The organism is Flavobacterium sp. AED (genome assembly GCF_000812945.1).
Lineage (GTDB): Bacteria > Bacteroidota > Bacteroidia > Flavobacteriales > Flavobacteriaceae > Flavobacterium.
On sequence record NZ_JSYM01000001.1, the window covers coordinates 771597 to 787503 of the forward strand.

A 15907-nucleotide genomic window follows, 5' to 3' on the forward strand; every position below is an offset into this window, starting at 1 on the left:
AAAAAGTAATGCAATGGTTTTGTAAATGTATATAGAAAAGAATTTTTTACTTCTTTTTAAGTTTTTTAACGGGTTTTTCTAAAGGCTCATTTTTATTTTGAAGAATATAATTTGCCAATAATTTTTCAATTAATTCATCTTTAGTCAAATGATGAAAAACCGTTTTTATTTTTTCTTTTAATTCTGGTGCAACATCGTGGTTGGGCTTTGTTTTGAAAATTTGTTTGGCCCACAATAAGGTGTTGTTTTCTTCGATGCTGGCAACAGTTGGTTTTTTGAACTGACTAAATTTAATTCCTAATTCTTTTTCGAAATCAGCAATTTCCGTCACTTCTTCTGGTTGTAAAACCGTCAAAGAAAGTCCCTTTGCTCCTGCTCTTGCGGTTCTTCCGCTACGATGAACATAAGCTTCGTAAACGTCCGGTAAATGATAATTAACAACATAAGATATTTCCTTTACGTCAATTCCTCTTGCTGCTAAATCAGTGGCGACTAATATATTGATATGTCCTTCACGGAATTGCTCCATGATTCTGTCTCGAATTCCTTGTGATAAACTTCCGTGTAATGCTCCTGATGAAAACCGGTTGATGGCTAAGTTTTTAGCTAATTTATTGACAGCGGCTTTCGTTTTACAAAAAATAATTCCACGTTCTCCTTCTTTTGTATTTAAGAAATGCATCAAAACATCTAGTTTTTCTATGGGATCCACCACAATATATTCGTGGTCAATGCCTTGATTTCCTACTGTTTCCATATTAGCACTAACTTGAACTATGTTTTTGTTTAAGTAGTTTTGAATCAGTTGTTTTATGGTTCCTGGCATTGTTGCCGAAAATAAAAAAGTATTGTGAGTTGCAGGTAATTCGGCGATGATTTCGTCTAAACCTTCTTTTAATATGGTAACCATTTCATCGGCTTCATCAAGCACGAGGAATCTGGTTTCTTTTAAGTTTATAGCTTTGCGCTGAATCAAATCTATTAAACGTCCAGGTGTTGCCACCACAATATGTGTAGGCAATGTAAGTCGTTCTATTTGTGGTTTGATTGGAATTCCTCCACAAGTTGCTGCAATAGAAACTTCGGGAAGGAATTTAGCAAAAGATTCTAAATTCTTAAAGATTTGTTGTCCTAATTCTCTTGTTGGTACAAGAATTACTGCTTGTATAACAGATAAATTGGTATCTATTAATTGTAAAATGGGTAATCCAAAAGCCGCTGTTTTTCCAGTACCCGTTTTAGCAAGTCCAACCAGATCCGTTGTATTTGATAAAAGCAACGGAATTGTTTTTTGTTGAATTTCTGTTGGGACAGTAAATTTCAATTCATTTATTGCTTTTAATATGGGAGTTGAAATTCCTAAATCAGAGAATTGCTTTGGCATTTTTTTGAATTTTATAATTTTATAAAAAAGTTATTTTGTAAACGGTAATTTTTAGCCCTGATGGAAACGACATCCTGTTGTGGCGGGGTTCGCCACAACAGATATAGTGTACAGCGGGATTAGCTCCTTGAAAAGAAAATATTAATCTTCGTCAGGTTCGTTCATGATTTTCTCACGATATTTTTTTCCAGTTAACAAAACCAGTTTTAATTTGTAATCATCAACAAGCCACTCGCGGTAATTTTTACTACATTGGCTCAAACATTTAGAATAGCGTTTGATGCGACAATCAATATCGTCATCTAACAGTTTTCCTAATGCTTTAGCTTCTTGCAAAGTCTCCGAATTATCAACACACATGGCAGCATGCTGGTCCAACGATTTTTCCAGCACTTCTTTTGAGCGTAAATTTTGTTTAATGATGAGTTTATGTTCTTCATCGACATCAAAAGTTACCACTTCTGTTTTGCTGAATTTTTCGCGTACATCAGGTGGCATATTGTATTTGAAATACAACTCAATTTCCGTATCGTCACGTAAATTTTCCAGGTAAAACTCTGGTGATTTAAAGATATGTTGCCAGTTTACCGGCTCACTCCATAGTCCAAATCGTGCTGCATTATTTCCTAAATCGATAACGTTAAAAGTATCTTTATTAGGCAGTTTTCTAGAACCTCGACCAATCATTTGATAATATAATGTCAACGATTTTGTCGCTCTATTTAAAATTATTGTTTCTACAGTAGGCTCATCAAAACCGGTGGTAAGAATTCCAACCGATGTTAAAATAGCATCAGGTGTATGCTTAAACCAATGTAAAATATCTTTTCTTTCTTCGTTATTACTAGTATTGTCCAAGTGACGAATCGCATAACCGGCTTCTCTAAAAGTTTCATATACATATAAAGAGGTATTGATACCATTGTTGAAAATCAAGGTTTTCTTGCCTAGAGATTTTTCTGTATAAGCATGCAATAATTTTTCTTGCATGGCCATATTCGTATATAAATCATCCGATGATTTAACGGTATAATCCCCATTAATACCTACTTTTAATGAGGTCAAACCTACATCATAGCTATAGGTTACTGCTTTGGCCAAAAAACCATTTGCAATCAAAGAACTAATAGTGTCTCCTACGATTAATTCATCGTAGCTTTCATGCATTGGCAATTTAATATTCGAACTTAAAGGCGTTGCGGTAACTCCTAATATAAAGGCATTTTTGAATGAACTTAATAATTTTCTGAAAGAGTTGTAATGCGCCTCATCGATGATTACCAATCCTACATTATCTAAATGTAATTTTTCGTCATTGATTCTGTTTTTTAAAGTTTCCACCATGGCAACAAAACAAGAATAATCGTTTTGATCCGGAAGTTCTTTTACTTTACTGTTGATGATTTTGTTTTTCACATCAAAACCCTTCAACATTTTTGAAGTTTGCTTACACAACTCAATTCGGTGGGTTAAAACAACCACCTTTTTATCATGTTGTGATAAATAACGACGTACAATTTCAGAAAACACTACTGTTTTCCCACCACCAGTAGGCAATTGGTATAATAAATGATGTTGTGGCGGTGCATTATCTATGCGTTCAAAAATGGCGTCAATGTCGCCTTTTTGATATGCATAAAGTTCTTTTTTGTCTTCGATTTCTATTTCTAAAGTGTTTTGGGACATTGCTTATTGTTGGATTTTTGCAAAAATACGCCTAAAAAACAGTTTAATTGTCAATTTTAATTAAAAAAAAAACGATTGATTAAATAAAATTGAATTATGCAGCATCCTTTAATATTCAAATCGTTCTATAACTGCATTGAATTCGGGTTCATTGTACCATTTTTGCTTAATAGTTTCGTTATGAATGGCTATTATTCTTGTTTTGAAGTCATTAAGAATTCCATTAGCAATCAAGAAAATGACTGCTTGTTCGAAAGAATTGAACATACTTTTGAAAAATAAGTCTTGTTTTATAATATGCTCCGAGGAGAATGTTTGTGCAATTTCAATATTATAAAGCATTACATCAGCAATTATGAAAGGGTCTACTCCCAAGAGCGTGAAATGCTTGATGTATTTTTGGGCAACGGAACGCCTCATTTTTGGTTTGCTTCGTCTTCCTGCTTTTTTTAAAGGGTAATATTCATTTGAAATTTTGAGTTTGCATTCCTGCAAAAGCGTTTCTTCCTTTGGATTGAAAACAAAATTATAATAGACTTTTACGGGACTAAATTTCTCGTACAATTCGATAATCTGTTCTTCGAGTTGTTCCTTATTAAGTTCAGCTAAGTATTTTTTTAAATCGCGTTTGCTCATTATCAAAGTTTAAGAATACAAAAGTAAATTACTTTAGGAATGAATGCTTCCAAAATCAATGATAATACTTAATTTTGCCATAAATAAAGCATTAAGAACGTTTCTTTGGCTCTTTATTTTTTACTTTTATACCTCAAATTTAATTTTTATGCTCAAATTTTTTAAGATTGTTGCCATTCTCGAAGGAGTTTCCTATTTGGTTTTATTTTCAAATATGCTTATTGTAAAACCTACCAATTTAGTGCTATACAAAACACTTTTATTTCCAATAGGAATGGCTCACGGAGTGTTATTTATTACCTACATTATATTAGCAGTGCTATTGAAATTTAAAGAAAATTGGGACTTTAAAAAATTTGGAATTATCGGTCTTGCATCAATAATTCCTCTTGGTACTTTTTACATGGAAAAGAAATACTTGAAAAATGTATAAATTCATAGAAAAAATATTCACTTTTCTATATCCTATATTACGGAAAATAGGATTTGGGAGTAGTTTTTCAAGCTATCTAAGTTTGATTATTAATATTGCCTTACTATGTGCAATAGCTTATGGTATATACATACTTTTCAGACTTATTTTGGTTACCTTGATGATCGTTGTTGCCAAGAGAACAAAAACTAAGTTTGATGATTTATTGGTAACTAACAAAACGGCAAAATACATCGCCCATTTAATTCCGCTATTGTTTATTTACAAATCAGTTCCTATAATTTTAGATCGTTTTGAATACTGGGAAGGTGTTTTTGGTAAATTGGTAGGAATCTATATTGTAATGCTAGTGCTGTGGATTATACGAACTATCTTCAATGCATTAAGAGACTATTTAAAGTTAAAACCAAGATACAGTGATAAACCTATTGATAGCTTTATTCAGGTTATTATGATTGTGCTTTGGATGGTTGGAATCACAGTTATAATTTCGAAGCTATTTGATATCGATCAAAAAGAACTGTTGACCATTTTAGGAGCGGTTTCAGCTGTAATTATTTTGATTTTCAGAGATACAATTTTAGGGTTTGTATCTAGTGTCCAGGTATCTATAAATGATATGGTTCGTATTGGCGATTGGATTACGATGGATAAATTTGGAGCTGATGGAGTTGTAATTGAAATTAATCTGGCTACTGTAAAAGTTCGAAATTTCGATAATACCACTACCACTATTCCTACGTACAGTTTGAGTTCTGATTCGTTTCAAAACTGGCGAGGCATGCTTAATTCTGATGGGAGACGTATAAAAAGACACATTCTTATTAAAACAAGCAGTATTCGATTTTTAGAAGAAGCCGAATTAAACGAATTAAAAAAAATTCAACTGATTTCAGATTATATTGATACTAGAAAATTAGAAATTGATACTTTTAATTCTAGTAATAAAATCGATAAATCATTGGCTATCAATGGTCGGAATTTGACAAATTTAGGCCTGTTTAGAAAATACATTACCCAATATCTTCATCATTATCCGGGATTAAATAAAGACATGTTAATGCTTTGTCGTCAATTGCAATCTACTTCTCATGGTGTTCCTCTTGAAGTTTATGCCTTTTCGCATGACAAACGATTTGAAAATTATGAATACATCATGTCTGATATATTTGATCATATCATTGCTTCCGTAAAATATTTCGATTTAGAGATTTTTGAAGGAATCAATGAAAGTACAACAAATTAAAAATATTAAGGAATATAAATGAGCGGAGAAAAAGACTTAGAAAAGTTACTTAAAACAATGAAACCAGAACATATTTCAGGAGAATATGTTTTTTGTGTGATTCATGATTTGACAAATCTAAATCTTAACGATATCATTATGACATTCAAAGAGCAGGAAGGCACCACAATAGTAATCAAGAAGGAATTTGCCGATAGTCTAAAACTAGAATATTCTTTTATTGCTTCTTGGATTACTTTAACGGTTCATTCTTCTCTGGAAGCTGTGGGATTAACCGCAGCTTTTTCTAGTGCCCTTTCACAGGAAGGGATTAGTTGTAATGTGATAGCCGCTTTTTATCACGATCATATTTTTGTAGATAAAAAAGACACTGATAAAGCAATGGAAATCCTTAATCGATTTTCAAATTAAAAGCGAAAATCTACCCTAATTACAAACGATCCTTTACAAATTCAATTTCTGTTTTCCCGTGTGCTTTTGGTTTTCCATCAGCGCCCAAACTTACCATTGTAGTATGGTCAATTGTGATAATTGTTTCTCGTGTCATCATATTTCGAGCTTCACATTTTAGCGTAAGTGAAGAATTTCCAAATTTTACAACATCAATACCAATTTCTATAATATCGCCTTGTTTTGCTGAACTTCTAAAGTTGATTTCAGACATATGTTTAGTGACAATTCTTGTGTTTTCTAATTGAATAATGGTGTACAAAGCCAATTCTTCATCAATCCAAGCTAATAATTTACCTCCAAATAAGGTTCCGTTTGGGTTTAAATCTTCTGGTTTTACCCATTTTCTAGTGTGAAATCTCATAATTTTTCTTTATATCTGCAAAAATAAACTTTTCTTATGGCTATTTTCTTTATTTTTAAAGAAAAAACCATGAACGAACGCGATACTTTTTTAAAAGAATTCCGAGGACAAACAATAGGTTCTGTAACGATCCAATCTTCAACAGAAGAATCATTTCAAAATGAAGTGCTTAGGCCAATTTTGAAATTGCAAAATGATTTATTTATAGCTTCATTCATTAATTATGTAGCAAAAAATAAAGCTGATTTTTATGGTTATACTACCGAAAAAAAATTATCGGTTATAGAAAATGCTATTCAAAAAGACATCAAGTTTAGAAATGCCTTAAAAGGAATGATAATCGCATTATTTACAGCGGATGAATATGCTGATTACATAAAAAATTCCTCTAATATCAACAAAAGGATGATGAGTATGCTTATCGAAAGATTAAAAAGTCAAGTCCAATTCTTTGAGATTAATCAAAACATATAATCCGATTTATTTTTTGGAGTTCATTCAAAGGCACTATTTAGAAATTGCGATATGTTAAATCGACTTAATTTGTTGTCTATAATTTAAAAAATAGACGCTTATTGATGTAAATATTACAATTTAATTATGATTTAATAATCGCAATGTTTTTTATAATAAATATTAGTTAAGTAAAATTATTTATGCTATTCGCTTGGATTTTTTCATTATAATTGTTAAAAATAAAGTTATGAAGGAAGAATATTTCAAATGGCATTCACCCAATCTGGGTAGAGATATTGAAATGCTGGTTTTTGGACATGCGGGATATCCTGTAATCTTATTTCCTACTTCCATGGGCAGTTTCCATGAAAATAAAGATATGGGATTGATTGATTCTGCAAAATGGTATATTGAACAAGGTTTAATCCAAATATTTTGTCCAGACAGTATCGATAAAGACAGTTTTTACAATAAACAAATTCATCCTGTACATCGCATAGAAAATCACGTTAGATATGACAAAATGATTTGTCATGAAATCGTTGAAAAAGTAAAAAATAATACTTCTTCCGGTAAAGTTGTTGTTGCGGGTTGCAGTTTTGGCGGGTATCATGCCGCTAATTTTGCTTTTCGACATCCGGGTTATGTGAGTCATATGTTTTCCATGAGTGGTGCTTATAATATCAAGAGTTTTTTGGATGGTTTTCATAATGATGATGTTTTTTATAACAGTCCTGAAGATTATTTATACGGACTCGATGACCATGAATTGTGGAATATGGATATCGTTCTTGGAACTTCAAATTGGGACATTTGTTTTGATGCAAATCTAAAATTAAGTAAAGTTTTAAGTGACAGAAACATACATCACTGGCTGGATATTCGTCAGGAGCGAAAACACGATTGGCCTGTTTGGCAAGAAATGTTTCCTCATTATTTATCAAGAATTAAATTTTTCTAGCCCTACCACCAAAGGGAAAACAAAATGAAATTAAGTAATTTATAAACGTATCAAGATGAAAAAAATAGGAATTTTATTTGGAATGGAAGATACCTTTCCGCAAGCATTTATAGATCGTGTAAACTCAAAAAATGAAAAAGGAATCATTGCTGAAGCAGTTGCTATTGAAAAAGTAGTTCAAAATCAAGATGGAGAATATGCTGTAATTATTGACCGAATTTCACAAGATGTTCCTTTTTATCGTGCTTATTTGAAAAATGCGGCCTTAACAGGAACTAACGTTATCAACAATCCTTTTTGGTGGAGCGCTGACGATAAGTTTTTCAATAACGCTTTGGCAGACACTCTTGGAGTCCCATTACCAAATACAGTGATTCTTCCTTCAGCAGAACACCCTACGGATACCACCGGAAAATCATTCCGCAATTTAAAATACCCAATGGATTGGGAAGGAATCTTTGAATATATAGGATTTCCTGCTTATATGAAACCGTATGCAGGAGGTGGTTGGAAAAACGTATACCGATTGGAAAACAAAGAAGAGTTTTGGGAAAAGCATCAGGAAACAGGGCAGTTAGTGATGATGTTGCAAGAAGAAATTGTCTTTACAGAATATTTCAGAGTATATTGTTTGGGTTGTAAAGCGGTTCGAATTATGCAATATGAACCTAGAAATCCACATCATTTACGTTATGTGATTGATGGACCACCGGTTGACAAAAAATTATTAGCGACTATAAAAGATTATACTTTACGTCTTTGTAAAGGATTGGGATATGATTTTAACACGGTTGAATTTGCTGTTCGTGATGGGATTCCTTATGCGATAGATTTTGGGAATCCTGCTCCTGACGCTGAATTGACTTCGGTAGGTGCCGAAAATTTTGAATGGGTGGTTGAAGAAGCTGCAAAAATGGCTATTGCTGCTGCAAAAAAACAAAAGCCAGGTAAAATTAATCTTACTTGGGGAACTTTTATTAAAGACGCCGTAGCTGTAAAATAAAAATTATAGATAAACGGAATTGCCTAGCCCCGATTACTTCACTTAATTTTCATTTTCATCGGAGTTCAATGAACTTCGTTTGCAGTGAAAATCCTTTCTATTACTGATTTTTTTCAGGAATAGAAAGATTGAAACGAAAAGCGGGAAATAGCTCCTAAAAAAAAAATAATGAAAAAATTACCAGTTTTTACACTTGGTGTAGAAGAAGAATATCAAATTATTGATCCTGTAACAAGGGATTTGCGTTCGCATTTGTCTAAAATTGTGGACGGTGCCAAAATAATTTTAAATGAACAGGTAAAGGCCGAAATGCACCAATCAGTGGTGGAAGTAGGTACTAATATTTGTAATAGTGTTAATGATGCCAAAAATGAAATAAAATTTTTACGTTCCAAAATCGTTGAATTAGCCGATAAACAAGATTTGATTGTGGGTGGTGCCGGGACGCATCCTTTTTCGAAATGGCAGGACCAGCCTATTACTGATGATCCTCGTTATCATGATATTGTAAATGAATTGCAGGATGCGGCACGTTCTAATTTAATTTTTGGGATGCATTGTCATGTGGGGATTGAAAACCGTGAAATTGGATTGCAATTAATGAATCAGGCGACCTATTTCTTGCCCCATATTTTTGCGCTTTCTACAAATTCTCCTTTTTGGGAAGGAAGACAAACGGGCTATAAATCCTTTAGAACTAAAGTTTTTGATAAATTTCCAAGAACTGGATTGCCAGAATATTTTGATTCGGTGGGATCGTATGAGAATTATTTAGAGACATTGGTAAAGACCAATTGTATTGATAATCCGAAGAAAATTTGGTGGGATTTACGTTTGCACCCATTTTATAATACAATCGAATTCCGGATTTGTGACATGTGCTTAACTGTAGATGAAACAATTTGTATCGTTGCGATTATTCAGGCAATTGTAGCTAAACTCTACAAATTGAACATGAACAATACCAGTTTTAACATTTATCGATTAGCATTGATAAAAGAAAATAAATTTCGTGCTGCACGTTATGGAATTGACAATAATATGATTGATTTTGGATTGCAAAAAGAAGTGGAAACTAAGATGCTTATTTTGGAATTGCTAGATTTTATTGATGATGTTGTAGATGAATTGGGAAGTCGTGAAGATATTAATTACGTACATGAAATTTTGAAAAATGGAACTGGAGCAGATAAACAATTAGCTGTTTTTGAAGAAACGGGAGATCTTTGCAGAGTCGTTGACTTTATAACTGGTGAATTTACCAAGGGATTATAAAATATAAATTATCTTTGTACATTCTTTTTTAAAAATAGGTTATGTCCAATAAAATTATAAAAATTGCGCTTTTAGATATGTATAACGGTGAACCTAATCAAGGTATGCGTTGTATTATTGATGTAGTGAATCGATTTAGTCCAGTTGTGAGTTTTGAAATATTCGATGTTCGTGTAAAATGTGAATTGCCGGATATTAATAGCTTTGATATTTATATTTCAACTGGAGGACCGGGAAATCCATTAATAGGTGATGGAAATTGGGACGTGAAATATTATGAATTCATTGATTCGTTGAACAAATGGAACAATGAAAATGCAATTAAAAAACATGTACTATTCATTTGTCACTCTTTTCAAATGGCATGCTTGCATTTTGGATTAGCTACAGTGACCAAAAGAAACGATACATCTTTTGGTGTTATGACCATTCATAAAACTAAAGAAGGACTTGTTGATCCTCTTTTTGAAGGATTAGCAGATCCTTTCTATGCGATTGATTCCAGAGATTATCAGGTGGTACAACCTAAGTTGAGTATTTTTGCAAAAAAAGGGGCCAAAATTATTTCTTTAGAGAAAATTAGGGATCATGTACAATATGAACGTGCAATTATGGCAGTTCGTTTTACTGACTATTTTGTAGGTACTCAATTTCACCCAGAAGCGGATCCTATTAGCTTTGTCTCACATTTGAGAAACAAAGAAGCAAAAGAGAAAATCAGAGCTATGAAAGGGAAAAGAAAGTTTAGAAATATGCTGGAAGATTTATTGGATGATGATAAAATATACAGAACCAATGAAACTTTGATTCCAAATTTCCTTCGAATAGCGATTAATGACTTGATGAAAACAAAGAAAATGCTTTCTAATTAATACAATCCATTCCAAATGATTTCAAAATATCGGGAGTTATTTAATGCTCAATTTACAGAAAAAAAATATCAAGAACTTAAAGATGATATTGCTTCCGATTTTAATTATATGCCAACTTTCCGATTGGGTGAAACTCCTTTTTTTATTTCAAATGAATTAAAATCACAATTGATTGAAGGTAGTAATGAGGTTATAGCTTTAATTCAAGACAAATCGTTTAAATCACTTACAAATAAATCATTAGAACTTAATCATAAAGTTCCAAATGAAGATGAACATACAACTTTTCTAGCTATTGATTTTGGAATTTGCGAAGAAGACGGAGTGATTGTCCCTAAACTGATTGAAGTGCAAGGATTTCCTTCTTTGTACAATTATCAAATTAATTTGTACGAAAAATTTAAGAATCAATATCCTTTTCTTAGCGAATTAACCCCTTTTATTAATAACATTGAACCACAAGAATATCTCAATATTCTTGAAGAAGCGATTTGTGATAATCATCCCAAAGAAAATGTTATTCTTCTTGAAATAGAACCAGAAAAGCAAAACACAAAAATTGATTTTTATTATTGCCGAAGAGATATTGGTATACCAATAGTTTGTGTTACTGAGCTCATAAAAAAAGGAAAACAATTATTCTACAAAAACGAAAAAGGCGAAGAAATTCTTGTAAAACGAATCTATAATCGGGTTATTTTTGATGAATTGGATTTACGAACTGATTTGAAATTAAATTTCCATTTTTCAGATGAGCTTGATGTAGAATGGGCTGGTCATCCCAATTGGTTTTTTAGAATCAGTAAATTTATTTTACCTTTCCTAAAAGGAAAATATTTTATAGAAACCACATTATTAAGTGACTTGGCAGCAATTCCTGAGGATTTAGAAAATTATGTCCTAAAACCTTTGTTTTCTTTTTCAGGAACGGGCGTCATTTTTCATGTAAAGAAAGAAGATATCGAAGCGGTAGTTGAAAAAGAACTTTATATTCTCCAAAAAAAGGTTAATTATATTCCAATTGTTCAATCTCCTGATGGAAAAGTAAAAGCTGAAGTTCGTATGCTTTGTATTTGGAAAAAAGAAGATACAGCTCCTACTCTACTTTGTAACTTAGTACGATTGAGTCGCGGTGAAATGATAGGTGTGAAATTTAATAAAGATAAGGATTGGGTTGGTGGTACTTTGGGGTTATTTGAACGCTGATCTTTTTAAATAGTATTTCGACAGTTAAAACGTCATTTTAACGCATTGACATTTGAATAAAACGTTTTAGTTAATCTACTTGTAGTTTAAAACTTACAAAAAAATCAAATATTCCCTTTTTCAGAAAAAAAAGTACCTCTACTTTGTCTGAAAAAAATCAATTTTTTATAATTTTTATTGATTAGAGATAGTGTTTGATGATTTTTTTAAATCTATTTCCTTAATAATTTACAAATTATTGAATTCTGTCAATAATTTAACATTAAAAAAATGAATCTGTCTTATTTTTATTTATTATTGTATTGTTATAATAAATGCATAATATTCAACAAATAGTAATACTTTTAATAATTTAGTAAATGGATAGACGTAGAGCAATCAAAAACTTGGCATTGGTGCTGGGAGGTGTTATCTCAGCAACAACAGTTGGAATTTTAATTAAAGATTATGTAATTCCTGACAACGAGAATAGTAAAGTATCATTTTCACCTACAGACGAAGCTCTTTTAGCTGAATTTGCAGATATAATTATTCCAACTACAAAAGCAGCACCCGGAGCTAAAGCGGCCGGTTTAGGAGCTTTTATCCCTATGATGATTAATGAATGTTATCCAGCTGATTTACAACAAACTTTTGCTTCTGGAATGAAAGAGATGGAAGAAAAATGTCAAAAAGAATACAGCAAAAATTTCATCTCTCTTTCACCTGAAGAGCGTGTTAAAATAATGGAGCATTTAAGAACGGAATCACTTGTAGACGTAAAAAAACCTTCATTTTTCATTATAGCTAGAGACTTAACAATTTTAGGGTATTTTTCATCAGAAATTGGTTGTACTCAAGCACGTGAATATATTGCAGTTCCTGGTAGATATGATGGAAATGCAGATTACAAACCGGGTCAAAAAGCTTGGGCTACATAGAAATCAATTGGCAAAATAAAATCCTTTTTTATAAATGTTTTAGGATTTTATAACATTAATTTTTTCGAAATATTATCTTCAAATTAACCTAATAGAACTCCTCTAGAATGAATATAAATTCAAATTTAAAAGAAGAAAATACTTATGACGCAATTGTTGTAGGTTCAGGAATAAGTGGTGGTTGGGCCGCAAAAGAACTAACTGAAAAAGGATTAAGAGTCTTGATGTTAGAACGCGGAATGAACATCGAACACATAAAAGATTACGATTCGGCCATGAAAAATCCATGGGAATTTAAGCATGCCGGAAAAATGACCGAAGAGCAAAAAAGAACGCATCCTGTTCAAACAAGAGATTACCCATATAGTGAAGCAAATGAAAAATGGTGGGTAAATGATTTAGAATGCCCATATACTGAAGATAAACGTTTTGACTGGTACAGAGGTTTTCATGTAGGTGGAAAATCCTTAATGTGGGGACGTCAAAGTTACCGTTTAAGTGATCATAATTTTGAAGATAATGCCAAAGATGGTCATGGTAATGACTGGCCTATTCGTTATAAAGATATTTCCCCTTGGTATGATTATGCAGAAAAATTTGCAGGAATAAGTGGACAAGCAGAAAATTGGCCTCTTTTACCTGACGGTATATTTTTACCACCAATGGATTTGAACTGTGTTGAGAAATCCGTTAAGGAAAGAATGGAAAAGCATTATAAAGGAACACGTATTCTTACGATTGGGCGTACAGCAAATTTGACTGTTCCTCATAATGGTCGTGGAAATTGTCAATATAGAAATTTATGCAGCCGTGGTTGTCCGTTTGGCGCTTATTTCAGTACACAATCTGCTACACTTCCTGCTGCTATGGCAACTAAAAGATTAACGGTAAGACCTTACTCTATTGTAAATCATATCATTTATGATAAAGATACCAAGAAAGCAAAAGGAGTTATGGTGATTGATGCAGAAACTAATGAAACAATGGAGTTTTATGCTAAAATTGTTTTTGTAAATGGTTCTACTTTAGGCTCAACATTTATTTTATTAAATTCAACTTCAGAAGCTCATCCAGAAGGATTAGGTAATGCCAGTGGTCAATTAGGACATAACTTAATGGATCATCATTTCCGTTGTGGTGCTTCAGGAAAAGCTGAAGGTTTTGAAGATAAATATACTTATGGCCGAAGAGCTAATGGTATTTATGTTCCTAGATATCAAAATATAGGAAATGATAAAAGAGACTATTTAAGAGGTTTTGGTTATCAAGGTGGTGCCAGTAGAAATCCTTGGCATGAAGAAGTTGCAGAATTAGCTTTTGGTGGAGATTTTAAAGACAAAATGAGTCTTCCGGCTGATACATGGAATATGGGATTAGGTGGTTTTGGGGAGATGTTGCCTTATTATGAAAACAAAGTGTACATCAATCATGATAAAAAAGACAAATGGGGTCAACCGGTATTAGCTATTGATTGTGAATACAAAGAAAATGAGAAAAAAATGCGTATTGACATGATGAATGATGCAGCAGAAATGCTTGAAGCATCAGGAATTAAAAATGTAGAAACGTATGATAATGAATGTTATCCTGGAATGGCTATCCACGAAATGGGAACTGCCAGAATGGGTAATGACCCTAAAACTTCTGTTCTAAATAAATGGAACCAAATGCATGAAGTTAATAATGTATTTGTAACAGATGGTTCTTGTATGCCATCAATTGCTTGCCAAAATCCATCATTGACCTTTATGGCATTAACGGCTAGAGCTTGTGATTATGCAGTAAAAGAATTAAAAAAAGGGAATATTTAGTATACAAAAGATGAATAGAAAATTAAAAATGGGTATGGTCGGTGGTGGCCAAGATGCTTTTATAGGTGCCATTCACCGCTTAGCCGCCAATATGGATGGACTTATAGAATTAAGTTGTGGTGCATTGAGTATAAAACCAGAAACCGCAATTGCATCAGGAAAAGCCTTGTTTCTTCCAGAATCAAGAACATACCTAACTTATGAAGAAATGTTTAAAGCTGAAGCAGCATTGCCAGCTAATGAGCGAATGGATTTTGTGACTATTGTTACTCCCAATTTTGCGCATTTTGCACCTGCCATGATGGCTTTAGATTATGGCTTTAATGTCGTAATCGAAAAACCAATCACTTTTTCATTAGAAGAAGCCAAACTTTTGGAACAAAAAATAAAAGAAACAGGATTAATCCTTTGTTTGACACATACTTATTCCGGTTACCCAATGGTAAAACAGGCAAAAGCTATGGTAAGAGAGGGCAAACTAGGAAAGATAAGAAAAGTTTGGGTAGAATACCCTCAAGGATGGTTGAGTAAACTATCTGAAAGAGAAGGTAATGCACAAGCTGCTTGGAGAACTGACCCTACAAAGGCAGGGAAAAGTTCTGTAATGGGAGACATTGGTACTCATGCAGCTCATTTAGCAGAATATATTACAGGTTCTAAGATTACAGATGTCTGTGCGGAATTAAATACATTAGTTGAAGGACGTGTAATGGATGATGATGGAGCCGTAATGTTAAAATTTGATAATGGTTCCAAAGGTGTTTTAATGGCCTCTCAAGTTGCTGCAGGAGAAGAAAATGCTTTAAGAATAAGGGTTTATGGTGAAAAAGGTGGAATCGAATGGTTGCAACACGATCCCAATACTTTAATTGTAAGATGGTTAGATGAGCCTGCTCAAATTCTAAGAGCTGGTAGCAATTATGGACATTTATCCTCATTTGCTACCCATAATTGTCGTACTCCTGGAGGACATCCAGAGGGATATTTAGAAGCATTTGCTAATATCTATCGCAATTTTGCATTAACACTAGGTTGTAAATTAGATGGTAAAGAGCCTACTCCTGAAATGTTAGATTTCCCTTCTGTTGAAGATGGTTTAAGAGGTATGGCATTTATTGATAACGTAGTAGTTTCAGCACATTCAGATAAAAAATGGACTCCTTACGTTTTGTAGTAAGGGTATTCATAAAAAATTAAAATAAAT

Annotated in this window: 16 protein-coding genes; 12 read left to right on the plus strand and 4 right to left on the minus strand. The window is 32.7% G+C overall.

Annotation, left to right across the window (positions count from 1 at the left end):
• Positions 1-46: 46 nt before the first annotated feature.
• The 3 genes from OA85_RS03510 to OA85_RS03520 all read right to left on the minus strand — a co-directional run bounded on the left by OA85_RS03510 (position 47) and on the right by OA85_RS03520 (position 3706).
• On the minus strand, positions 47-1384 hold the full coding sequence (locus tag OA85_RS03510; RefSeq protein ID WP_039108113.1) for a DEAD/DEAH box helicase: 1338 nt from the start codon (positions 1382-1384) through the stop codon (positions 47-49).
• Between the two features lie 141 nt (positions 1385-1525).
• Positions 1526-3070: a DEAD/DEAH box helicase gene (locus OA85_RS03515; protein ID WP_039108114.1), complete on the minus strand. Its 1545-nt coding sequence runs from the start codon at positions 3068-3070 to the stop codon at positions 1526-1528.
• Positions 3071-3178: 108 nt separating this feature from the next.
• Entirely contained in the window at positions 3179-3706 is a 528-nt protein-coding gene (locus OA85_RS03520) for a DUF6155 family protein (RefSeq protein ID WP_039108115.1), read from the minus strand.
• Between the two features lie 148 nt (positions 3707-3854).
• Between OA85_RS03520 and OA85_RS03525 the strand changes: the two genes are divergently transcribed.
• From OA85_RS03525 to OA85_RS03535, 3 genes are read left to right on the plus strand one after another with little or no spacing between them, the layout of a single operon-like run.
• Positions 3855-4139 carry a DUF3817 domain-containing protein gene (locus OA85_RS03525; RefSeq protein ID WP_039109336.1) on the plus strand — a complete coding sequence of 95 codons (285 nt, stop codon included), beginning with the start codon at positions 3855-3857 and terminating at the stop codon, positions 4137-4139.
• Positions 4132-5385: a mechanosensitive ion channel family protein gene (locus OA85_RS03530; RefSeq protein ID WP_039108116.1), complete on the plus strand. Its 1254-nt coding sequence runs from the start codon at positions 4132-4134 to the stop codon at positions 5383-5385. The genes OA85_RS03525 and OA85_RS03530 overlap by 8 nt, the downstream gene beginning before the upstream one ends.
• An 18-nt stretch (positions 5386-5403) precedes the next feature.
• Positions 5404-5796, plus strand: coding sequence for an ACT domain-containing protein (locus tag OA85_RS03535; protein WP_039108117.1), 393 nt, complete (start codon positions 5404-5406; stop codon positions 5794-5796).
• A gap of 19 nt (positions 5797-5815) precedes the next feature.
• Here the strand turns inward: OA85_RS03535 and OA85_RS03540 are convergent, their stop codons facing one another.
• Positions 5816-6199 carry an acyl-CoA thioesterase gene (locus tag OA85_RS03540; protein WP_035672571.1) on the minus strand — a complete coding sequence of 128 codons (384 nt, stop codon included), beginning with the start codon at positions 6197-6199 and terminating at the stop codon, positions 5816-5818.
• A gap of 69 nt (positions 6200-6268) precedes the next feature.
• On the opposite strand from OA85_RS03540, the gene OA85_RS03545 reads away from it, so the two are divergent.
• The 9 genes from OA85_RS03545 (at position 6269) to OA85_RS03585 (ending at position 15877) form a co-directional block, all read left to right on the plus strand.
• Positions 6269-6673 (plus strand): hypothetical protein, encoded by a 405-nt coding sequence (locus tag OA85_RS03545; protein WP_039109337.1) that lies wholly within the window; start codon positions 6269-6271, stop codon positions 6671-6673.
• 229 nt (positions 6674-6902) lie between these two features.
• The gene (locus tag OA85_RS03550; protein WP_039108118.1) at positions 6903-7616 is read left to right on the plus strand and encodes an esterase family protein; all 714 of its coding nucleotides are present in this window, start codon (positions 6903-6905) and stop codon (positions 7614-7616) included.
• A gap of 55 nt (positions 7617-7671) precedes the next feature.
• Entirely contained in the window at positions 7672-8619 is a 948-nt protein-coding gene (locus OA85_RS03555) for a RimK family alpha-L-glutamate ligase (RefSeq protein WP_039108119.1), read from the plus strand.
• 168 nt (positions 8620-8787) lie between these two features.
• Entirely contained in the window at positions 8788-9894 is a 1107-nt protein-coding gene (locus tag OA85_RS03560) for a carboxylate-amine ligase (protein WP_039108120.1), read from the plus strand.
• Between the two features lie 41 nt (positions 9895-9935).
• Positions 9936-10766, plus strand: coding sequence for a type 1 glutamine amidotransferase (locus tag OA85_RS03565; protein WP_039108121.1), 831 nt, complete (start codon positions 9936-9938; stop codon positions 10764-10766).
• Between the two features lie 15 nt (positions 10767-10781).
• Positions 10782-11972, plus strand: coding sequence for a hypothetical protein (locus tag OA85_RS03570; RefSeq protein WP_039108122.1), 1191 nt, complete (start codon positions 10782-10784; stop codon positions 11970-11972).
• A 359-nt stretch (positions 11973-12331) separates the two neighbouring features.
• On the plus strand, positions 12332-12892 hold the full coding sequence (locus OA85_RS03575) for a gluconate 2-dehydrogenase subunit 3 family protein (protein WP_039108123.1): 561 nt from the start codon (positions 12332-12334) through the stop codon (positions 12890-12892).
• A gap of 107 nt (positions 12893-12999) precedes the next feature.
• On the plus strand, positions 13000-14703 hold the full coding sequence (locus tag OA85_RS03580) for a GMC oxidoreductase (RefSeq protein ID WP_035672590.1): 1704 nt from the start codon (positions 13000-13002) through the stop codon (positions 14701-14703).
• 10 nt (positions 14704-14713) lie between these two features.
• A complete protein-coding gene (locus OA85_RS03585) occupies positions 14714-15877 on the plus strand; it encodes a Gfo/Idh/MocA family protein (RefSeq protein ID WP_039108124.1) in 1164 nt (387 codons plus the stop codon).
• The last annotated feature ends 30 nt before the right edge of the window (positions 15878-15907 follow it).

Bases quoted from the DNA above. Each gene is read 5' to 3' on its own strand.
- OA85_RS03510 (WP_039108113.1), bottom strand. From the start codon at position 1,384: ATGCCAAAGCAATTCTCTGATTTAGGAATTTCAACTCCCATATTAAAA.
- OA85_RS03515 (WP_039108114.1), bottom strand. From the start codon at position 3,070: ATGTCCCAAAACACTTTAGAAATAGAAATCGAAGACAAAAAAGAACTT.
- OA85_RS03520 (WP_039108115.1), bottom strand. From the start codon at position 3,706: ATGAGCAAACGCGATTTAAAAAAATACTTAGCTGAACTTAATAAGGAA.
- OA85_RS03525 (WP_039109336.1), top strand. From the start codon at position 3,855: ATGCTCAAATTTTTTAAGATTGTTGCCATTCTCGAAGGAGTTTCCTAT.
- OA85_RS03530 (WP_039108116.1), top strand. From the start codon at position 4,132: ATGTATAAATTCATAGAAAAAATATTCACTTTTCTATATCCTATATTA.
- OA85_RS03535 (WP_039108117.1), top strand. From the start codon at position 5,404: ATGAGCGGAGAAAAAGACTTAGAAAAGTTACTTAAAACAATGAAACCA.
- OA85_RS03540 (WP_035672571.1), bottom strand. From the start codon at position 6,199: ATGAGATTTCACACTAGAAAATGGGTAAAACCAGAAGATTTAAACCCA.
- OA85_RS03545 (WP_039109337.1), top strand. From the start codon at position 6,269: ATGAACGAACGCGATACTTTTTTAAAAGAATTCCGAGGACAAACAATA.
- OA85_RS03550 (WP_039108118.1), top strand. From the start codon at position 6,903: ATGAAGGAAGAATATTTCAAATGGCATTCACCCAATCTGGGTAGAGAT.
- OA85_RS03555 (WP_039108119.1), top strand. From the start codon at position 7,672: ATGAAAAAAATAGGAATTTTATTTGGAATGGAAGATACCTTTCCGCAA.
- OA85_RS03560 (WP_039108120.1), top strand. From the start codon at position 8,788: ATGAAAAAATTACCAGTTTTTACACTTGGTGTAGAAGAAGAATATCAA.
- OA85_RS03565 (WP_039108121.1), top strand. From the start codon at position 9,936: ATGTCCAATAAAATTATAAAAATTGCGCTTTTAGATATGTATAACGGT.
- OA85_RS03570 (WP_039108122.1), top strand. From the start codon at position 10,782: ATGATTTCAAAATATCGGGAGTTATTTAATGCTCAATTTACAGAAAAA.
- OA85_RS03575 (WP_039108123.1), top strand. From the start codon at position 12,332: ATGGATAGACGTAGAGCAATCAAAAACTTGGCATTGGTGCTGGGAGGT.
- OA85_RS03580 (WP_035672590.1), top strand. From the start codon at position 13,000: ATGAATATAAATTCAAATTTAAAAGAAGAAAATACTTATGACGCAATT.
- OA85_RS03585 (WP_039108124.1), top strand. From the start codon at position 14,714: ATGAATAGAAAATTAAAAATGGGTATGGTCGGTGGTGGCCAAGATGCT.